Source organism: Pleurocapsa sp. FMAR1 (assembly GCF_963665995.1).
In the GTDB taxonomy this organism is placed as follows: Bacteria; Cyanobacteriota; Cyanobacteriia; order Cyanobacteriales; family Xenococcaceae; genus Waterburya.
Genome location: NZ_OY762512.1, coordinates 505,076 through 524,080, shown reverse-complemented (window position 1 = coordinate 524,080; position 19,005 = coordinate 505,076). Strand labels below are relative to the sequence as shown.

The following is a 19,005-nucleotide window of genomic DNA, read 5'->3' as shown; positions in this document are numbered from 1 at the left end:
TTTTAGATTTAAATAGCGGTTTAAAATCAGGATATAAATATAAATACCGCCAGCTAACATTTATAAAAAGCTGGCTTATAAGAAATCACTCGCGCCCAAGTTAGTTAACTAACTTGGGCGTTGCTATTGTTTTATTGCTGAAATTATTAGGAATGAGTGTAATACTGGATTTTTAAGACTGACTCACAGTTTATCAATTCCTGTTTATGTCCATTTCTCAAAACCCTGATGTAGCCGAGAACACATTTAAACCCGTTTCCAAATCTCCCTTCAACTCTTGGCAACTATGGAACATGAATTTTGGCTTTTTAGGTATTCAGTTTGGCTGGGGACTCCAAATGGTAAACATGAGTGCTATTTTTGAGCTTTTAGGGGCAGATGCCGACCAGTTACCGATTCTTTGGCTAGCTGCACCCTTAACAGGCTTATTTATCCAGCCAATTATCGGTAATCTCAGTGACTATACCTGGACTCCTTTGGGTAGAAGGCGACCATATTTTTTAGTCGGGGCAATTTTGGCATTTATCTCTCTGGTATTGATGCCAAACTGTGACAATATCTGGACGGCAGCAGGGGTATTATGGATTTTAGATACTAGTGCCAACGTTAGCATGGTGCCTTTTAGAGCATTTGTCGGCGATTTGTTACCAAAAGAGCAGCGAACCAAAGGTTTTGCGATGCAGAGCATTATGCTAGGTTTGGGGGCGGTTTCGGCTTCGACTTTGCCCTGGATCTTGAGTCACATTCTCCACGTAAGTAACGCCAGAAATTCTCTACATAAAATACCCCTAACGGTGGAAGTCTCTTTTTATGTCGGCAGCGTATTATTTTTGGGTACTGTCTTGTGGACAATTGTGACTACTTCCGAATATCCACCGCAAAATTTAGCTCGGTTTGAGCAGTTAAAAGCTGAACGTAGCGGGATTTACAGCAGCCTACGAGAAACTTGGCAGACTTTGGGCAAGATGCCAGTCAAAATGCAGCAGCTTGCCAAAGTACAGTTTTTTACTTGGTTGGGGATATTTTGCTTTTTTCTTTATTTTCCTCCTGCGGTGGCGCGCAATATCTTTGGGGCAACCAGCCAAAATTCGGTTATTTATAGCGACGGTATAGAATGGGCAGGAATTTGTTTTGCTTTGTATAATGCTGTTTGTATTGGCTTTTCTTTTTTATTACCTCGAATTGCTCAACGTCTTGGTCGCCCTTTAACCCATAGTATTTGCTTGCTTTGCGGCGGGACAAGCTTAATTTCTTTATTAGTAATTAGCAATCAATATGTTTTGCTTTTGGCAATGATCGGTTTGGGTATAGCTTGGTCAAGCGCGCTGATTATGCCCTACACCATGTTAAGTGATTCTATCCCACCTCAGCGTCAAGGAATCTATCAGGGAATATTTAACTTCTTTATTGTCTTACCAGAAATTGTCGCTTCTCTTGGCTTGGGTTGGGTAATGCAGCATTTACTCCACGAAGATCACCTGCTAGCGGTTGTAATGGGCGGAATATTTTTAATTATTGCCGCGGGATTAACTTTACTAATCAAATCAACTCCCGTTAATGATTTGAAGCTGGAGGCACAAGCCATAGAAACTCAAGAGAATATGGCTTCTAGTGGGGACGAAACTAATTCTGCGACAGAACAAGTAAAATGATTAATCAGTTTGGTCGTTTAACTCAACTCTTACTGTTAGCGATTACGGTGTTGACCTATAATGTCATTGCTATGGCGATCGCCAATTCTCTATTTGTCAGTCATGTTGGGGCAGGCAAACTCCCTATTGTCTTTATTTTGATTGGCTTATGTTCTTTTCCCATTTATGGCGTTTTTTCGCAAATAGCCGATCGCTATAGTCGCCCTTTAGTATTTCGCTATGTACTGCTGGGATCTATGGTCACTATGATCGGGCTGAGACTACTGCTCGATATCGACCTAGATTGGGTTTATTATGTTGTTTTGATCGCTATCTTTTTTCAGTGGGATTTTAATAATAATATTCTTTATCCAGGGCTACTTACAGACTATTTCACTACCCTAGAATACAAGCAAAATGCCCCCTATATTGGGATTGCTCAAGCGGTAGGCACTTTAGTTGGTGGTGGTTTAACTATTTTGCTGTCTCGTTATTTTCCTAGTCAAGAATTACTGTTGTGTTTACCGTTGTTTATGGCGATCGCTTTTGGGCAACTAGTATATCTAGAAAAGTCTCAGCGACGTTTAGAAACGTCTCCCCTAGAATTTAATCTAAGTATTCTCGAATCTCTAAAAACTCTGCCCGATTTGACCAAACGCTATCCTTTAATCTTATTTATCGCAGCAAGCACTTTCTTACTGGTAATTATTTACATAAGCTCTGAATTTCTCTGGTTTAATATTTATGGTCAACATTTTAAAGAATCAGAATTGACGGGTTTTCTGGGGCTGATGCGGATGATTATTTCCCTAATTCAGGTAGCGTTTCTTTATGGTATTACTCGTCCTTTGCTCAAATGGGTGGGGGTAGCTAGGCTAAATGCGCTTTATCCGATTACCACTCTTTTAAGTTTGGGCGGACTACTGTTTAACTTTAATTTAGCTGCGGGAATTGGTTTACAAATCAACGGCGACGCACTATATAAATCAATTAACCTACCTGTACACCAGCTGAACTATAACGGCATTCCCCATCAGTATGTAGGGCGTATTCGGGCTTTAAGCGATGGTTTGATTTATTCGCTGGGACTAACTCTAGCAGGTGTAGTGCTGTGGATCTGCCATCTTTATTTAAGCTTAGAGCAAATTACTTTACTGGCAATTAGCTTAACAGTGTTGCTGTTGCTGGTGCGGTTGCCCATGGGCAGATTTTATACCCGCAGTTTAGAAGAGATGATTCGCTCTGATAGTATTAATTTAGATGACTTTAGGGATGAGCAAACTCAACTACCACCTCAATCAAGTAATGTAATTCGAGAGTTTTTGACAGATAGCGATCGCTATACTCAAATTAAAGGATTAGAATTAGCTGCCAGTGTAGGTAATCCCCAACAGTTTTTTGCTGAAATCGAAGCTTTATTGCCTGATGCTGATAACTCACTGCGTCAGGGAATATTAAAGTTGTTTAGCAGTAATCTCGATCGGGTAACTTTGCAAAAGTTTGCCCATCTTTTGAGCGATCGCAATCCCCAGACTAGGGCAGCTAGTTTAGAAGTTTTAATCACCAATAAATACAATTTTGAACCCAAGCAACTGCAAACGTTAATTGTCGATCGAGACAAAGAAGTAAAAACCTTGGGTTTAATTGCTGCATTTCAAACCACCAATGGGGGGAATTTAGACTCTAGTGTTGCCGAACAGTTTTGGCAGACAGAAATAACCGATACCACCGCTAAAGCGATCGCTCGTGTAGTTCGCTATAGCCAAAATCCAGAATTTATTACCCTAATTGAATATTTACTGCCCCAGGTAAGTCCAGAAGTTAAACAAGAAACTCTAACTGCTTTAGCAAGCTTGGCTCATCCTCAAGATCATAATATAGCCAAAATTGCTCTAGCCGAAATCAATCATTTTGAACCAATGGTCAGGGTTGCAGCCTTTAAACTCTTAGAAATTACCCGTTGTCCGCAAATGCTGAAGCCAGTAGCTGAGGGATTAAGCGATCGCCATGCTCAAGTTCGCCAACAGGTAGCAAATACCCTGGCAGCCTATGGTAAATCAGGTTTAGCTGTAGCCAAAGATAACTTAACTGCTGATAATCCTCATGTAGTTAATACGGCGATCGCAGCTATTGGTAAAGTAAAGAGCAAACAGGCTAACGAAATTTTGTATAAGCATCTCACCCCAGAATTTCAGAATTTAGCTCGTATCCGCAGATGGCAACAGCAAATACCTGCCCAAGATCCAAGCTGGAAGCTACTAGCAGTGGCAATTGAAGACTATCAGCAACGTCTATTACAAAAGGTTTTATATATCCTTTCCTGTTTGGGCTATTCCCGTACCGTTAATTTAGTAACGCGAGTTTTGGCAACTAGCGATCGCCGCGACTTAGCCAACGCCGTAGAAGTTCTTTCTTCAATTAGTCATCGTCGTTTTATTCAACCTCTGATACCTTTATTAGAGCAAACGGTATCCGAAAAATCTGAGGTAAGGATCGAGCCTACTCCCCAATGGCTGAGGAAAAAAGGCTATAAAATACTCTTAGAAGCCTTAGAATCTGGCGATCGCTGGATTAAAACGGGTGCATCTGTAGCCTTGGCAGTCATTCCCACCGCTTTACTCAAAGATCCCGATCCCATCGTACAATCAGTAGCACAAGAAATATTCTTCCCTGCCGATCGGCTTACTTCTCCCGTTAGCACCTCTATGAATCGACTGCTTCTATTACGAAACATCGCCTTATTTAAAAACCTTTCCCTAGATGAACTCTTTCCCATCGATCGGGCTTTAGAACAAAGACAGGTTTTGGTAGGAGAAACTATTTACACCGAAGGAAGTTGGGGCAGTTACCTCTATATTATTGCCGAAGGAAAAGTACAAATTGTCAAGCAGCTTGATGGTGAACAACAGGAAATCAAACAATTAAGCACAGGTCAATATTTTGGCGAAATTGCGCTGTTTGATGAAGCTCCTCGTTGGGATGGCGCGATCGCTCTTGAAGACTCTATCTTACTCAGCTTAGAAAAGAAACGCTTTATTAGCCTTATTTCTCAGCGTCCTCATATTATTCTAGAACTCTGTCGTTTTTTGAGTCAAAGACTACGGGAAACAGACAAGTATATGTCTGCAAAAAAAATGCGTCCAACGCCAAAGGGATAAACGGCTGCGCCGTAGTTATTAGTTGTTAGTTTTTAGTCGTTAGTTATTAGTTCAAATTGACACTAAAAACTTTTTGATAAACTTACTGCCATGTAGCCATCTTCACCATCAACGTAAAAACGAGTCAAGTTCGGACACAAATGAGAATATTTCCTATTTGCGAGGCAAAGCGGTTGAGGGGTACATGCGGCTCACGCCTTTGTCCCGATATAGCTATTGCCGAGGGCGTGTCCGAACCTGGGATTATTTTCAAAATTATAAAGGAAATTAATAATAAGCGATCGCGCTGACTCAAAATCTTATTCCCTAGACTGACTGAAAATAGTGAGCAATCATTTACTATAAAATCTAGAATGATGTTCAATTATGACCAACTGCTGTCCTTATCCCTGAAAAAATGGTTCCTTTAAAAGACGAAAATCCGATCAAAATTGTCCCTTATATTACCTACATCTTAATTGCAGTTAATATTCTGGTTTTTATTTATGAACTAAGCTTAAACTCAAATCAGTTAGATATTTTCTTCCATTTGTTTGCAGTTGTACCCAAAGAGTTAACCGCTAGCTTTAACGGTGTTGATGTGCATCAGGGCATTCCCGAAATAGTTACTCCCGTTACCTCTCAGTTTCTTCATGCGGGATTTACCCATGTTGGTTTCAATATGCTATTTCTCTGGATATTTGGCAACAACATCGAAGAAGAGTTAGGAAGAGCCAAATTTGTTTTGTTTTACTTATCCTGTGGCGTTATAGCCGTACTAGCGCAATGGTTCTTTTCCGCCATGTCTACTGTACCATCTCTAGGAGCGAGTGGCGCGATCGCTGGAGTTATGGGAGCATATATTCTTAAGTTTCCCCAAGCAAAAATTGTTACTGTTATCCCTTTAGGCATCTTTTTTCCGCTATTTAAAATACCTGCGGTATACTTTCTTGGCTTTTGGTTTGTTGAACAGGCGTTAAACGGCATTAGCTCTTTTGAAGTTACCGCTAGCGTCGGTATGGAAAGCGGTGGCGTAGCCTATTGGGCTCACGCAGGTGGATTTATAGCTGGAGCAATTTTAGGACCAATGTTGGGGCTATTTTCGTCTAAATCAGATGAGAAAGTTTTAAACTCCTAATTTTCCAGAAAATTTTCGGATCGATAATTGCTGTTAGTTATTTACAGCAATCAACAACCAACCCCCCATACCCAAGCCCAACAAATTAGGTGTCCATGCTGCCCAAAAAGGCGATAAAATCCCTGTTATTCCTAGTGAACCTAATATAAATGCTAATAAATAATAAACAAAAACAATAGCAACACAGATACCAAAACCTTTAGAACGATTAAGATACGAATATTTTGCTCCTAAAGTTGAACCAATTAAAGCAAAAACAAAACAAATAAAAGGAAAAGCATACTTTTGCTGAATACTTACTTTCAATTTAGATACGTCTACAATTGCCCCACTATCTTTAATTAGATCTAAATATTCTTTCGCTTGCTGAATATTCATGTCTTCAAAGTTACGTTTTTTTTGGGCAATCTCAAAAACATTCGCCGAAAAAGGCAATTGCTTATAAGTAAACCGCTCTGTCTTCATCTCCTCAGCACTATCGCCAACCTTATTTATTTCGCCATCAAACAGATTCCAAACTTGCCCAGACTGATTCCATTGAGCCAATTTAGCTGTAGTAATCTGGCTTATTTTTTCCTGCTCAAAGCTAATTATTGTTACTTTTTTAAAGCTTTGATTAATGTATTGTTCAGCAAAATAAATGTTTTGTAGCTTTTTAGAGGCAGAATTGTGTAGATTTGATTTATATTCTGGATAGAAAACGTCTCTTTTTTGGCGACTTAATTCTGTTTCAGTAATATAATCACTCTGTAATAAATTTGCTTGATAGTTAGCAGCAGGAACAATTAATTCGTTGAGTAAAAAAGTTATGCCTGTAACGATCAAACTAAATAATAATGCAGGTATGGTGATGCGATAAAAATTAATGCCAAAACTAAGCAGTGCCACTAATTCACAGTCACTACTTAAACGACCATATATTACTAAGCAAGAGAGCAAAATAGAAATAGGCAAAGCATAGGCAACATACTCAGGTATTTTATATATAAAGATGAGAATAGCGACAGGAATAGGTAAGCCGTAGTCAGTAATTTTAGATGCTAAATCTGAAACTGTACCAATCGACACTCCCAAGGAGGATAATAAGCCAACGCTGAATAAAAAGAATAAGCTCAATTGATTGGTGATATAGCTATCTATTAAGGGAAAGCGCCACTTAGATATCTTTTTAATGCTGTTAAAATCCAATTTTGTTTGCGCATCAACGAACTATTTACCATAATTACATCAAAATAAATGATTTTTAGTCCGATCGCCAATTTTAACCAAATTATTATGGGCAGTGTAAACTAACAGCTTTGTATTAGTTTATGACAAATTAATCAAATTCATATTTGTTATTTTTATCATTTGTCTTGTAATACCAAGCGTATTTTTTCTGCTAATACTTGAACATTAGGTTCTTGAAGTATTCCTAGATGATTTCCTGGAACATCAATGATATTTAATCCTCCTTGAGCAAAGTTTTGCCATTCCAGCTTGGGATCTCTATCTTCTGCTGCTCGAAATAATACTACAGAACCTGGATAGGGCTGCATTGTATAGCCTTCATTTACTTTTTGATGATCTTTTGTCTGTTGAATATACTCACTCAGAGCAAAACCGCGGCTTGTTTTGTCAACAAAATTCTCGCGCACCCAATCAATTTTGTATAAGTTGTACCTAACATGATCTGTTGTTGAATTTATCCGCCATTTTATTCTGTCTAAAATGTAGCTTGCACCTATGGTGCGTATTTTATTAGCGTGACGATAAATGCGGTCTTTTAAGGGAGGATTTTGATAAGCCGAGCCTTTGTTTGGGCAATGGGAGTCTAATAAGCCTAAAAACCTGACTTCATGCCCTTGAGATACAAGATGCTGGGCAATTTCGTAAGCAATAGTACCGCCAAAGGATACTCCCATTAGATAATAAGGCCCTTGAGGCTGAACTTTCTGAATATTATCAGCATAATAGGATGCTAGATTAGCAATATCTCTAATATGAGGTTTGTCAGGTTCATTACTAAAAGATGATGATAGACCATAAATACTGATGTCTGCATCTAAGTATTTAGCCATGGGACGATAAAACTCCAAACCATAGCCCAAATTGTGAATAGCAAACAAAATTGGCTTAGAGTTGCCTTGTTTAATTGGCACTAGGCATTTTGAGTCGGCATCAGAAATTGGTTCTTTTTGACGAATAATATTTGCTAGAGCTTCAGGAGTTGAGGCTTGGAACATCATAGATATGGGAATATTCTGTTCATATCTCTGTTCTATTTCCGTTACTAAACGTGCTGCTAGTAGAGAGTTACCGCCTAATTCAATAAAGTTGTCTTCGATGCTGATTGATTCAATACCTAGAATTTCTTGCAGCATCTCGATTATTTCTGATTCTAGGCGATCGCGAGGGGCAATAGTTGCCTCAGTTAATTTTTTTACATTAAGCTCAGATAAAGCACGACGATCTACTTTTCCGCTGGTGGTCAGAGGAAAACTATCAACCATGATAAAAGCTTTAGGAATCATATAGCTTGGCAACTTTTGCTCTAGATAGTTCCGCAGCATTTCTTCTGTAAGCGCGTAAGTTTTATTGGATACAATATAAGCAGCTAAAGTTTCTCCTAGTTTATTTTCGCGCACTACTACCGCAGCTTCTACTACTAATTCAGATTGGGATAGTACTGCTTCAATTTCTCCTAATTCAATGCGTAATCCTTGGATATTGACTTGACGATCTACCCGACCTAAAAACTGTAGCGTACCGTCAGACAAATAACGTCCCAAATCTCCCGTTTTATATAAACGTTCCCCTTTTACAAAAGGATTCTCGACAAATTTTTCAGCCGTTAATTCAGGTCGATTAAGATAGCCCATAGCAACTCCATCTCCACTGATGTGAATTTCTGCTGCTACTCCAATTTGGACTGGCTGTAAATCTTCATCTAATAAATACACTCTCATGTTGGGAATTGGACTACCCACAGGCAGCGACTTAAAACGATGATCTATTTGCTCAGGAATTTTATATAAGGTTACAACCCCAGTCCCTTCTGTCTGACCATAGATATTAGCTAATTGAACATCGGGTTTAAAAGTCTCCCGCCAGCACTGATATATTTCTGGGGTTACCTGTTCTCCTCCTGCTGCTACAAGACGTACCTGATTATCTAATAAGTTCTGACGATAATCTCGATCTTGCTGATTGAGAATGCCCCAAAAATTCCGCCAGAAAGAGGGAACATGATCGACAATAGTTACACAGTGACGCTTAATTATTTCAAAAAATTCGAGGGGGTTTCTTGTTTCTGCGGTTGTAACAATCAATGCAGTTGCTCCCTGTGCCAAAGGCATTAATAACTGTCTAGCTGAAACTATCAAAGCAATTGAACCACGATGGAGATAAGTATCTGCTGGGGTTATATCTAAAGCTAACTGCATTGATTGGGCATAATGACTCAAGTTTCCTTGACTTAGCATTACTCCCTTCGGCTTGCCTGTAGAACCAGAAGTATAGACAATATGTGCTAAATCTGAAAGATTTACCTGCTGATCTAAATTGTCTGGGGGTTGCTGAGTAATTAAATGCCAATCTGTATCTACACAAATAATCTGCTCGATTTCGGTAGAAATTTTCTTCAGTAAGCTTTCTTGAGTCAGTAATGTTTTAATCTGGGCATCTTCTAAGATAAAGGCTATTCTGGCAGGAGGATTATTAATATCTAAAGGAACATAAGCTCCTCCTGCTTTAAGAATCCCTAATACAGCAACTACCATAGACAGAGAACGTTCTATACATAACCCAACCAACGAACCTGTGGTAATTCCCAAAGACTGCAAATAATGAGCTAGCTGATTAGCTTGAGTATTTAATTCGCTATAGGTTAACTGTTGTCCTTGGCAAATGATGGCTACTGCATCAGGGTGAGCCTGAACCTGTGCTTCAAACAACTTATGAATGCACTGCGGTAAAGACTGTGTTTGAGTCTGATTCCATTCATTTAAAACCTGTTTTGTTTCGGTAGCTGATAGCAACGATAGAGAAGCGACTGAACTATAAAAATCATTAGCAATTGACTTAAGTAATACCTCGTAGTTATCACAGATACGCTGAATAGTTGATTCATCAAACAAACGACGATTGTATTCAAACCTACAGAGCAAATGATTTGGTTTGTCGATAACGTCTAAGAATAATTCCTGTTCGGGTATTGCTTTAGTTGGTTTAGTTTGTGAGATTTTGAATCCGTCATCAAATCTAAACAACATCTGAAATAAAGAAGATACGGGAAATTCTGAGAAGTCTTGATTCAAAGCTGAAGCTATAGCTGCTGTGCTTGTATTTGAGTAGTTGCTCCCTTCTGTAATTTGAGCCTGAATAATTTTTAGTAACTCACTGAACTTTTGTTTGGCTTCAATTGTCACCCTAATTGGCAATGTTTCAAGTGCTGTAGGGTCTTCTAAATTCGGGTTAGGGTATCCAACTAAAACGTCAGATTGATTTGTATAGCGGTAGAGTAGAACTTGAAAGGCTCCAAGCAAAATAATTGGCAGAGAAACATTTTCTTGTTGAGCAATTTTTTTTAAGTCTTGATTTAAGCCTTGGTCAACTGTCAACAAATTTTGCCCATTAGCACTTGGTCGAAGATTAATTTGAGCTTCTAGACTAGACGATACTGACCTTACTCTGTCTGTCGGAAAATCCAATATGGGAGCAATGTTTTTAAGTTGCTTGCGCCAATAGTCGATGTCTGAGGATTGTTCGTTGGCGGAAAAACTTTTTTGATAATTCATGAACAATGTAGCTGCTTTTAATAATTAATAAGTTTGGTAAAAGTTACTTGGCATTAGTAATTTATTAATGTATAAATGTGAAGGTCAACAGGCTGCTAATAAATTTTATTTATAGTGTTTTGCCTGAATATTAACCAACGCTTACCGATTACTCTGTCCTAAACAGAGGAAGTAATCTGTGACTGTTCAAATATTCCTAGTAACGGGCGATATTATTCTTTACAGAAGCATTCGTGATAAGTCCAAATTTGGGTATCATTACTATAAACTAGCAGCTTTTGAGCAGACAAATCAATGCCAGCTATTTTTAGTCACTTTAATTAAATTACTTCGACGTTTGCAGACATAAAATTAAAAAGTTCAAAAACAGCTTTAGTAGCTAATAACTTTAGTTTAGACGAACCAGAAGGCTAGAAACAAAAAAAGAAAGAGAATAGATCGCATCTTATCTTCAACATTGGTTTTGTTCGGAATTTCTTTCCTTTACTCTATTTCTTCTCTGTACAAAACTTCAGTTTTCAAACTAGACTGGTTTTGTTTTATCTTCATTTCTAATATGTCTTCAAAATGCGATCGCCTCATGAGAAAAATCATAGTAGATTTTTGTTGGGTTTCATTTCTCTACCAAATCTACAAGATCTAGAACAGTGCGATCGCACTGTGATTTATCATTTAATTAATATTCACAAGTTGAAGAAATTGGACTTCGATTCACCAACGTCAATATTATTACTAGATGATTGATAATTTTAGTTTAGACAAATTACCTTCAACAAAGCTTTTAAATAAAGATCAATTACCGCAAAAATCAGGTATTTATTTTGCAGTTGATGAAAAAAAGCGATTACTTTATGTTGGCAAAGCACAAAATCTTTACAAGAGATGGCTCAATCATCACCGATACGATCCTGGTTGACTGACAAAAGATGAAGAGAAAAACCTGAGAATAGAGATTCAGTAAAGAGTTGAGGGATTGACACAAAGCAAGGGGAGTCAGCACTCTGAGATTAGATACCACTCATAATTTCAGAATACTGTGAATCAAAACTCCCGTCTCTACAATGCCTTGAATCAATGGATGAGTCAATAGAAGTTTGAAGACAGAAGTATGAAGGCGCGAAGTTTCAAGTTTGTTCGAGGGCTTGTACCTCATACGAAGGAAGAAGTTTGAAGTTTGAAGTTTGAAGGAATTCGGAATTCGGGAAGGATTTTTTGTAGCTCATACCTCACACCTCATACTTCGCGCCTTCATACCTCATACACAGGGCTATCGCCCAGATCGTCCGTCCTTCGGACGACTTCGATGCTTCGCATCGTGTAGGGCGAAGCCCTGGTACCTCTACCAAACTAAGAGCGATCGTGAACGACGGGGCTTGCAACTATAGTGGAACAAAGGACTTGTCCGCATGTAGGAGGAAGTAGCTGTTTACGAAGTTTGAAGGAAGAAGTTTGAAGGAAGAAGGAAGAAAGATTTTTTGTACCTCATACGAAGGAAGAAGTAGCTGTTTTACTTCATACTTCATACCTCATACTTCATACTTCATGCAGCTGTTTTACTTCATACACGGACTCTCTGTCCGTCGCCGTTCCCAAGGAGACGTCGGAACGCAGAGAGCGTTCACCTCACACTTCGCGCCACAGGGCTATCGCCCAGATCGTCCGTCCTTCGGACGACTTCGATGCTTCGCATCGTGTAGGGCGAAGCCCTGGTCAAGCTACTGACTGGTTACATTTATGTCATCTTCAAACTTGTATTTGGATGATAATTGCTTTAATACACACGGGCAATGTCAACCTGACAAAATGGTCGATGTACATCCCTGGTCGAGGGAAGTTGGCTGGGGGTAGACAGAGACGTATTCAGCGTTGGCTAAACAATCCTCGAATCAATGTCCATCGAATCAGAAAGTCCTTGGTCAAAGCAGCACTTGATGATTGGTCAGAATCAAAAATATTTTTGGCATTAGACACTTCACTGTTCTGGGATGAGTATTGCCTTGTGCGGCTTTGGGTTATTCATCGAGGGAGAGCTTTACCGTTGGTGTGGAGAGTGATGAACCATGAAAGTGCTAGTATTTCAGTTACCGATTATCGAGAGATGATTAAGCAGGCACAAGTTAGGCTACGAGAATCAGTTAAGGTAATTTTACTCGCGGAGCGAGGATTTATACATACCGAATTGATGACCATGCTGACAACTCAACTAGGATGGCATTATCGTCTCCGAATTAAGAGTAATACCTGGATTTGGCGTGGAAGTTGGTGTCAACAGAAGTTTGAAGACAGAAGTATGAAGGCGCGAAGTTTCAAGTTTGTTCGAGGGCTTGTACCTCATACGAAGGAAGAAGTTTGAAGGCGCGAAGTTTGAAGGAATTCGGAATTCGGGAAGGATTTTTTGTAGCTCATACCTCACACCTCATACTTCGCGCCTTCATACCTCATACACAGGGCTATCGCCCAGATCGTCCGTCCTTCGGACGACTTCGATGCTTCGCATCGTGTAGGGCGAAGCCCTGGTACCTCTACCAAACCTCTTTCGTCGTGAACGACGGGGCTTGCAACTATAGTGGAACAAAGGACTTGTCCGCATGTAGGAGGAAGTAGCTGTTTACGAAGTTTGAAGGAAGAAGTTTGAAGGAAGAAGGAAGAAAGATTTTTTGTACCTCATACGAAGGAAGAAGTAGCTGTTTTACTTCATACTTCATACCTCATACTTCATACTTCATGCAGCTGTTTTACTTCATACACGGACTCTCTGTCCGTCGCCGTTCCCAAGGAGACGTCGGAACGCAGAGAGCGTTCACCTCACACTTCGCGCCACAGGGCTATCGCCCAGATCGTCCGTCCTTCGGACGACTTCGATGCTTCGCATCGTGTAGGGCGAAGCCCTGGTCAACCTAAAAACTTTCACTTTCATTTAGCAGAGGCAATTTGCTTACACAACGTACAGATTCACAAAGGTGAATTTTCTGGCAAAGTTCATGTGATTCTTGGTCGCAACAACGTTAACGGCGAACTATGGGCAATTGTCAGTAATGAAAAAACTACTCTACAAACCTTTGCTGAATATGGATTACGTTTTGATATCGAAGCGAATTTTTTAGATGACCAATCTGGTGGTTGGAATGTTCAACGCTCGATGATTCGAGATGTATGCGCTTTGTCCCGTTTGTGGTTTATCTTATCTGTGGCTACTCTCTACGTTAGTGCCCAAGGTGTTGAGGTAGTTCGTATTGGCAAACGAAGATGGGTTGATACTCATTGGTTTCGTGGTAATAGCTATTTTAGGATTGGTTGGGATTGGGTCAAAGCTGCACTCATTAATGGTTGGAATTTACTTCATTGCGTGACTTTCTCTAGTAATCAAGATCCCTCACCTGCAATGGCATCACGATCGCAATATCAAAAACGAGCAGATCAGTTGGAGTTCAAAGTTTTAACTTATTCCTACAATATTTCTTGAAAGTTTTGTCAGTCAATCAGGATTCAAACAGCTAGCAAAAATTAATAAACAAAATCTAATTACATTAAAATGGTATGAATGTGAAAATAATAAAGAAATTCTTAGTAAACTAGAAAATTACTTTATAGAGACTTATTTCCCTGAATTAAACCAAACAAAAGTTAAATCAAGACAAATAACGCCTGCTGAAATAGCTCTAAGAGAAACGTTAACTAAGATTTCTAAATATATAATTATTTGTGGTTATGAAAAAAATAGTGCAATTTTTAAATTACCAACAGTATTTTTAAAATATGATTTTCTTTATCATAATCCTGCAAGAATTTTAAGAAATATATTTAATGCAGATAATAATAGAAAAAACTTCTTGAAGTGGTCTTATTATCGAAGCTCGAAAACTACTCCGATTTGGCAAACTAAATGTAATGGAATAGCTTTGGTAATAGGTTGTGACATGAATATCAATCACTATATTCAGCAGGGACAAATTACAACTTTAGCGGGAATCTCATTATTAAATCTTTCAGAGGAGAATTATGAACAATATATTCGACAAAAAGATTGGTCGCAATCTTATCATCCAAATATACAAACATACAACAGAGATCCTATTCCTCTATTGTGGTCACAAGATTTAACGTTTAATCAATATGATGCAAAAACGATTGAAGAATTTCATCAAAAAAGAACCGAATCAAAAATAGGTAAAGGTAGAGATAGAGGTCGTCAAATAAAAGTATACTGTGAAGCTATAGGTAAAGGAAGATTTGTTATCAAAGCTTATCAAGAAGCAATCAATTGGTTTGGCGGTTGTGAAATATTAGGCTTAGAACAAGCTGATTATATATCTTCTCAAAGAAACTATGCCCCCAAGTGGTTCAAACCTCATAAAGTTACAATTAGAATCTTGGAAAAAGACAAGTATAGATCGTTATCTGCTCCAATTAGCGCAGTAAATCATACAGAGTTAGAACAAAGACTAAAGCAAGTAAGACAAATTAGTCCTTTACATCAAAAAATTAAATTTAAACCACAGTGAGATTTTTAATTATTACTAGTGATAGGAATTTCTTGATATTTTTCTTGATAGTCTTCTTTAACCAATTCCTAAAAGAGTTTCAAACTTCTTAAAAGTTAGATTTTGGAGACTATGTTGCGCTTTTTTCCATAATTTTTCTTTTTTGGTCATATTGTAATTATAAAGACCGTAGCTTATTCTACAAGAGTTGGTTTTCAAAGCTTTGAGCTAGTCTTTAGTTTTATTAGTGCCGAAGAATTTACTTTGACTAGCATCCTCTTAAAAGCTATACTCCAATCGGATTTATAAAAAACAATTAATCTCTAAAAGCATGGTAGCGGTAGTAATCTTAGCAGCAGGGCGCGGCACCCGAATGAAGTCCGATTTACCCAAAGTCTTGCATACATTGGCAGGGCGATCGCTTGTCGAAAGAGTACTTGATAGCTGTAGTTTACTAGATTTGGAGCGACAGATTGTCATTATCGGCTATCAGGGAGAAAAAGTTAAGCAGGCTTTGAGTCATCGTCAGGATGTAGAATTTGTCGAGCAAACTGAGCAGTTAGGTACTGGTCACGCGGTACAGCAGCTAATACCCCATCTCCAGGGCTATGAGGGAGATTTGCTGGTCTTAAATGGTGATGCGCCTCTACTACGTCCTGAAACTCTTCAGCAGCTAGTAGCTACTCACCAAGAAAAGCAAAATGCAGCAACTCTTCTAACCGCTAATTTGCCTAATCCTCAAGGTTATGGACGAGTGTTTTGTAACGGCGATAATTTGGTTAGTCACATTATAGAAGACCGTGATTGTAATGCTGCTCAAAAGCAAAATCGGCGCGTCAATGCAGGCATATATTGTTTTAATTGGCAGAAACTAGCCGAATCATTGCCTAAGCTTTCTACCAACAACGATCAGCAAGAATACTATTTAACCGAGGTTGTTGATTATCTCTCTCGTGTAATGGCTCACGATGCCGAAGATTATCGTGAAACCAACGGTATTAACGACCGCCTACAGCTATCGGCTGCTGATGATGTTTTACAAGCCAGAATCAAAGACGACTGGATGAAGGCTGGAGTAACTATGTTTAACCCCGACAGCATTACTATCGGTGAAGATGTTCGACTAGAGCCTGATGTAATTATTGAACCTCAAACTCATTTGCGAGGTAATACTATCATTGCTACAGGCAGCAGAATCGGTCCTGGTAGCCTAGTTGAAAATAGCAAAATTGGTTCTGGGGTGAGCATTTTATATTCGGTAGTGACAGATTCAGAAGTTGCTGACCACACGAAAATCGGACCTTATTCTCATTTGCGTGGAGACGTTAAACTAGGTGAAAGCTGTCGTGTGGGTAACTTTGTCGAGATTAAGAAAACTACCGTCGGCTCAAATACTAATGTGGCTCATCTCTCTTATTTGGGAAATGCGACTTTGGGCGATCGCGTCAACATCGGTGCGGGGACAATTACCGCTAACTATGATGGTAAACATAAACATCCTACAATCATTAAAAAAGGTACTAAAACTGGCTCAAATAGTGTTTTAGTTGCTCCTGTTACCTTGGGTGAAAATGTTACCGTAGCAGCAGGTTCAGTGGTAACTCAAGACGTTAGTGACAATGCTTTGGTAGTAGCGCGATCGCGCCAAAAAGAAATCCCCGACTGGAATAACGAGGAGTAAATAAGTTATTAGTTGAACTTATACTTTTACCAGGGATTACCCATAATGGAGAAACCAGCCCAATAGAAAGGATGGGAAAGGTTAGTAGTTTTGGTTTCAGCTAGGGCTGGTGGTAAATCTACTGCTCCTCTGGAGCTTCTTAGCCGATCTCCTTCAACATATACTTTGCCCTGTAACATTGCTACCTGAGATTCTCTAAGAGCCTGAGCTTTCATTGAGCCAGACTTGAGATTCTGATAAAACTCGCTCATTAAAGCTACTGTCCCCGCATCATTAATTGACCACAAACTAGCTAAAGCAGATTTAACTCCAGCCTGAAGAGCCAAACCAGCAAAACCAAATTCAGCATCTTTATTACCCACTGCGGTTTTACAAGCACTCAGTACTAGTAAATCTACGGGTGGATTGTTTAATCCTAATTTATCTACCTCATTTAAGCCGACTTTAGCGTCATCAAATTGAATATAGGAATAACAATCTATCGTCAAACCTAAAAATTCTTTAATTGCAGTTATAGCAATACGTGGCTAGGTTAGGACAAAATTAGCTAAAATCAAAGCGCTCGCCAAAACCGAAAAATAATGCCTGCTCCCTATAGCTACGATTTAAGAAAAAAAGCCGTAGATGCCTGTTCTAGAGGTGAAAAGAAGAGAACTATTTGTCGATTGATGAAAATAAGCCGTAACACCTTAGACCTATGGCTGAAAAGAGAACAAGAAACAGGAGACTTTAAAGCGGTCGCCGAGCGTCTTACCAGAGAAGAGCGAAAAATTCAGGATTTAGAGAGATTCAAACAGTTTGTTAAACAACATAAAGATAAGACACAACAGCAAATGGCAGATTTGTGGGGAGAGAATCTTACCCAGCAAAATATTAGTGATGGAATTAAAAAGTTAGGCATAACCAGAAAAAAAGCGGTCAGACCCCGCGTCGCCGACAGGCGCAAGACAAAGGGCTTGCCCGCATGTACGCTGACCAAGACAAACTTACGGGTATCAAGAAACAGATGAAGAGAAAAGAAAAGAATTTCAAGAGCAACTAAAACATCAACAGGCAAATAACCTAGTTTGTGTGGATGAAGCAGGATTCGATAACCGAGACGATTATCCCTATGGTTATAGCCCCAAAGGAGAAAGATGTTACGCACTCAAATCTGGTAAAAGAAATGAGAGAGTAAGTTGGATTGCTGCATTCAAAGAAGGAAAAGTGTTTGCTCCGTTAACTTTTGAAGGGTCATGTAATCGAGATTTATTTGAGACATGGCTTAAAGAAAGTTTGATTCCTCAACTTCAACCTGGAAATATCATTATTATTGATAATGCTACTTTTCATAAAGGACAAAGTATTCAAGAAATAGTAGAAGAAGCAGGGTGCCAGATTTGGTATTTGCCCTCTTATTCTGCCGATCTAAACAAGATAGAGCGTTGGTGGTCGGTTCTCAAAACTTGGATGAAGCAGAGAGTTAAAGAATTTGAGACTGTTAGAGAATGTGTTGATACAGCTTTCAAAAAATGTCCTAACGTATATGCGTAATGCTATAACTAGGTTGGGGCGGAGTATTCCACAGTAAAATTAATAAGCCATCTTCTTTTAAAGCTGCTGCCGTTTTTTGCGTTCTAATTTCTGGAGTTAGCCAATGAAAAGACGTTGTCGCCACCACCACATCAAATTTTTGGTTAGTTAACTCCCATTCTTCAAAAGTGGTATTAATAAATTGGACATTTGAATAAGCTGCACATTTTTGTTGAGCTAATCGACAGGCTGGGAGACTCGGCTCAAGACAGATCATTTCCACGCCCATTTTGGCAAATTCAACACTAGCAATACCAGGTCCCGTACCAATTTCCAGCATCGCTTTTGGTGGCTGTAACTGAGCTATTTCTTGCAGATTTGCCAGAATTTTTGCAGGATAGCGAGGTCTAGTGCGCTCATAAGCCTGTGCTACTTCGCTATACCAGTTATTCTTATCACCACAGCGGTAAATGTTATTTAATCTGTTTGATAGGTTTGAATTCGAGGCTTCTGAGTCGCTCACAATTTGTTTGTGTACAATTATACTTTATAATTTAACTACTAAAGTTTACATAATTTAACATTTGTTGCTATAATTAGATACATAAGTTAACAAATATAAATTTGTAGCAACTTATATATTTATA

12 protein-coding genes and 1 pseudogene are annotated in these 19,005 nt (G+C 38.9%); 9 read left to right on the top strand and 4 right to left on the bottom strand.

Features of this window, described 5'->3' with window-relative positions:
* Window positions 1-206 precede the first annotated feature (206 nt).
* The 3 genes from SLP02_RS02650 to SLP02_RS02640 all read left to right on the top strand — a co-directional run bounded on the left by SLP02_RS02650 (window position 207) and on the right by SLP02_RS02640 (window position 5,906).
* Window positions 207-1,652, top strand: coding sequence for an MFS transporter (locus SLP02_RS02650; protein WP_319419101.1), 1,446 nt, complete (start codon window positions 207-209; stop codon window positions 1,650-1,652).
* Window positions 1,649-4,789: a cyclic nucleotide-binding domain-containing protein gene (locus SLP02_RS02645; RefSeq protein ID WP_319419100.1), complete on the top strand. Its 3,141-nt coding sequence runs from the start codon at window positions 1,649-1,651 to the stop codon at window positions 4,787-4,789. Before SLP02_RS02650 ends, SLP02_RS02645 begins: the two co-directional genes overlap by 4 nt.
* A 397-nt stretch (window positions 4,790-5,186) precedes the next feature.
* The gene (locus SLP02_RS02640) at window positions 5,187-5,906 is read left to right on the top strand and encodes a rhomboid family intramembrane serine protease (RefSeq protein ID WP_319419099.1); all 720 of its coding nucleotides are present in this window, start codon (window positions 5,187-5,189) and stop codon (window positions 5,904-5,906) included.
* Between the two features lie 33 nt (window positions 5,907-5,939).
* Here SLP02_RS02640 and SLP02_RS02635 read toward each other — a convergent pair whose 3' ends face one another.
* Together SLP02_RS02635 and SLP02_RS02630 are read right to left on the bottom strand one after the other, a co-directional pair.
* Window positions 5,940-7,094, bottom strand: coding sequence for an LptF/LptG family permease (locus SLP02_RS02635; protein ID WP_319419098.1), 1,155 nt, complete (start codon window positions 7,092-7,094; stop codon window positions 5,940-5,942).
* Between the two features lie 158 nt (window positions 7,095-7,252).
* Window positions 7,253-10,684 (bottom strand): amino acid adenylation domain-containing protein, encoded by a 3,432-nt coding sequence (locus SLP02_RS02630; protein WP_319419097.1) that lies wholly within the window; start codon window positions 10,682-10,684, stop codon window positions 7,253-7,255.
* Window positions 10,685-11,420: 736 nt separating this feature from the next.
* Here SLP02_RS02630 and SLP02_RS02625 point away from each other — a divergent pair.
* The 5 genes from SLP02_RS02625 to glmU all read left to right on the top strand — a co-directional run bounded on the left by SLP02_RS02625 (window position 11,421) and on the right by glmU (window position 16,846).
* On the top strand, window positions 11,421-11,600 hold the full coding sequence (locus tag SLP02_RS02625) for a GIY-YIG nuclease family protein (protein ID WP_319419096.1): 180 nt from the start codon (window positions 11,421-11,423) through the stop codon (window positions 11,598-11,600).
* 843 nt (window positions 11,601-12,443) lie between these two features.
* Window positions 12,444-13,037, top strand: a complete 594-nt coding sequence (locus tag SLP02_RS02620; RefSeq protein WP_319418706.1) for a hypothetical protein — start codon at window positions 12,444-12,446, stop codon at window positions 13,035-13,037.
* A gap of 630 nt (window positions 13,038-13,667) precedes the next feature.
* Window positions 13,668-14,147 (top strand): hypothetical protein, encoded by a 480-nt coding sequence (locus SLP02_RS02615; protein ID WP_319418707.1) that lies wholly within the window; start codon window positions 13,668-13,670, stop codon window positions 14,145-14,147.
* A 454-nt stretch (window positions 14,148-14,601) separates the two neighbouring features.
* Window positions 14,602-15,186 (top strand): hypothetical protein, encoded by a 585-nt coding sequence (locus SLP02_RS02610; RefSeq protein WP_319419095.1) that lies wholly within the window; start codon window positions 14,602-14,604, stop codon window positions 15,184-15,186.
* A gap of 310 nt (window positions 15,187-15,496) precedes the next feature.
* The gene (gene glmU / locus SLP02_RS02605) at window positions 15,497-16,846 is read left to right on the top strand and encodes a bifunctional UDP-N-acetylglucosamine diphosphorylase/glucosamine-1-phosphate N-acetyltransferase GlmU (RefSeq protein ID WP_319419094.1); all 1,350 of its coding nucleotides are present in this window, start codon (window positions 15,497-15,499) and stop codon (window positions 16,844-16,846) included.
* Between the two features lie 26 nt (window positions 16,847-16,872).
* On the opposite strand, the gene SLP02_RS02600 is transcribed toward glmU, so the two are convergent.
* Window positions 16,873-17,334 (bottom strand): CHAT domain-containing protein, encoded by a 462-nt coding sequence (locus SLP02_RS02600; protein ID WP_319419093.1) that lies wholly within the window; start codon window positions 17,332-17,334, stop codon window positions 16,873-16,875.
* Window positions 17,335-17,427: 93 nt separating this feature from the next.
* On the opposite strand from SLP02_RS02600, the pseudogene SLP02_RS02595 reads away from it, so the two are divergent.
* A pseudogene (locus SLP02_RS02595) lies at window positions 17,428-18,379 on the top strand (IS630 family transposase).
* Here SLP02_RS02595 and SLP02_RS02590 read toward each other — a convergent pair.
* Window positions 18,363-18,881, bottom strand: coding sequence for a class I SAM-dependent methyltransferase (locus SLP02_RS02590; protein WP_319419092.1), 519 nt, complete (start codon window positions 18,879-18,881; stop codon window positions 18,363-18,365). The pseudogene SLP02_RS02595 and the gene SLP02_RS02590 overlap by 17 nt on opposite strands.
* Window positions 18,882-19,005: the final 124 nt, after the last annotated feature.

Excerpts from the sequence above, each read along its gene's own strand:
- SLP02_RS02625 (WP_319419096.1), top strand. The coding sequence starts at position 11,421 with ATGATTGATAATTTTAGTTTAGACAAATTACCTTCAACAAAGCTTTTA.
- SLP02_RS02650 (WP_319419101.1), top strand. The coding sequence starts at position 207 with ATGTCCATTTCTCAAAACCCTGATGTAGCCGAGAACACATTTAAACCC.
- SLP02_RS02620 (WP_319418706.1), top strand. The coding sequence starts at position 12,444 with ATGATAATTGCTTTAATACACACGGGCAATGTCAACCTGACAAAATGG.
- SLP02_RS02610 (WP_319419095.1), top strand. The coding sequence starts at position 14,602 with ATGAATATCAATCACTATATTCAGCAGGGACAAATTACAACTTTAGCG.
- SLP02_RS02640 (WP_319419099.1), top strand. The coding sequence starts at position 5,187 with ATGGTTCCTTTAAAAGACGAAAATCCGATCAAAATTGTCCCTTATATT.
- SLP02_RS02630 (WP_319419097.1), bottom strand. The coding sequence starts at position 10,684 with ATGAATTATCAAAAAAGTTTTTCCGCCAACGAACAATCCTCAGACATC.
- SLP02_RS02645 (WP_319419100.1), top strand. The coding sequence starts at position 1,649 with ATGATTAATCAGTTTGGTCGTTTAACTCAACTCTTACTGTTAGCGATT.
- glmU (WP_319419094.1), top strand. The coding sequence starts at position 15,497 with ATGGTAGCGGTAGTAATCTTAGCAGCAGGGCGCGGCACCCGAATGAAG.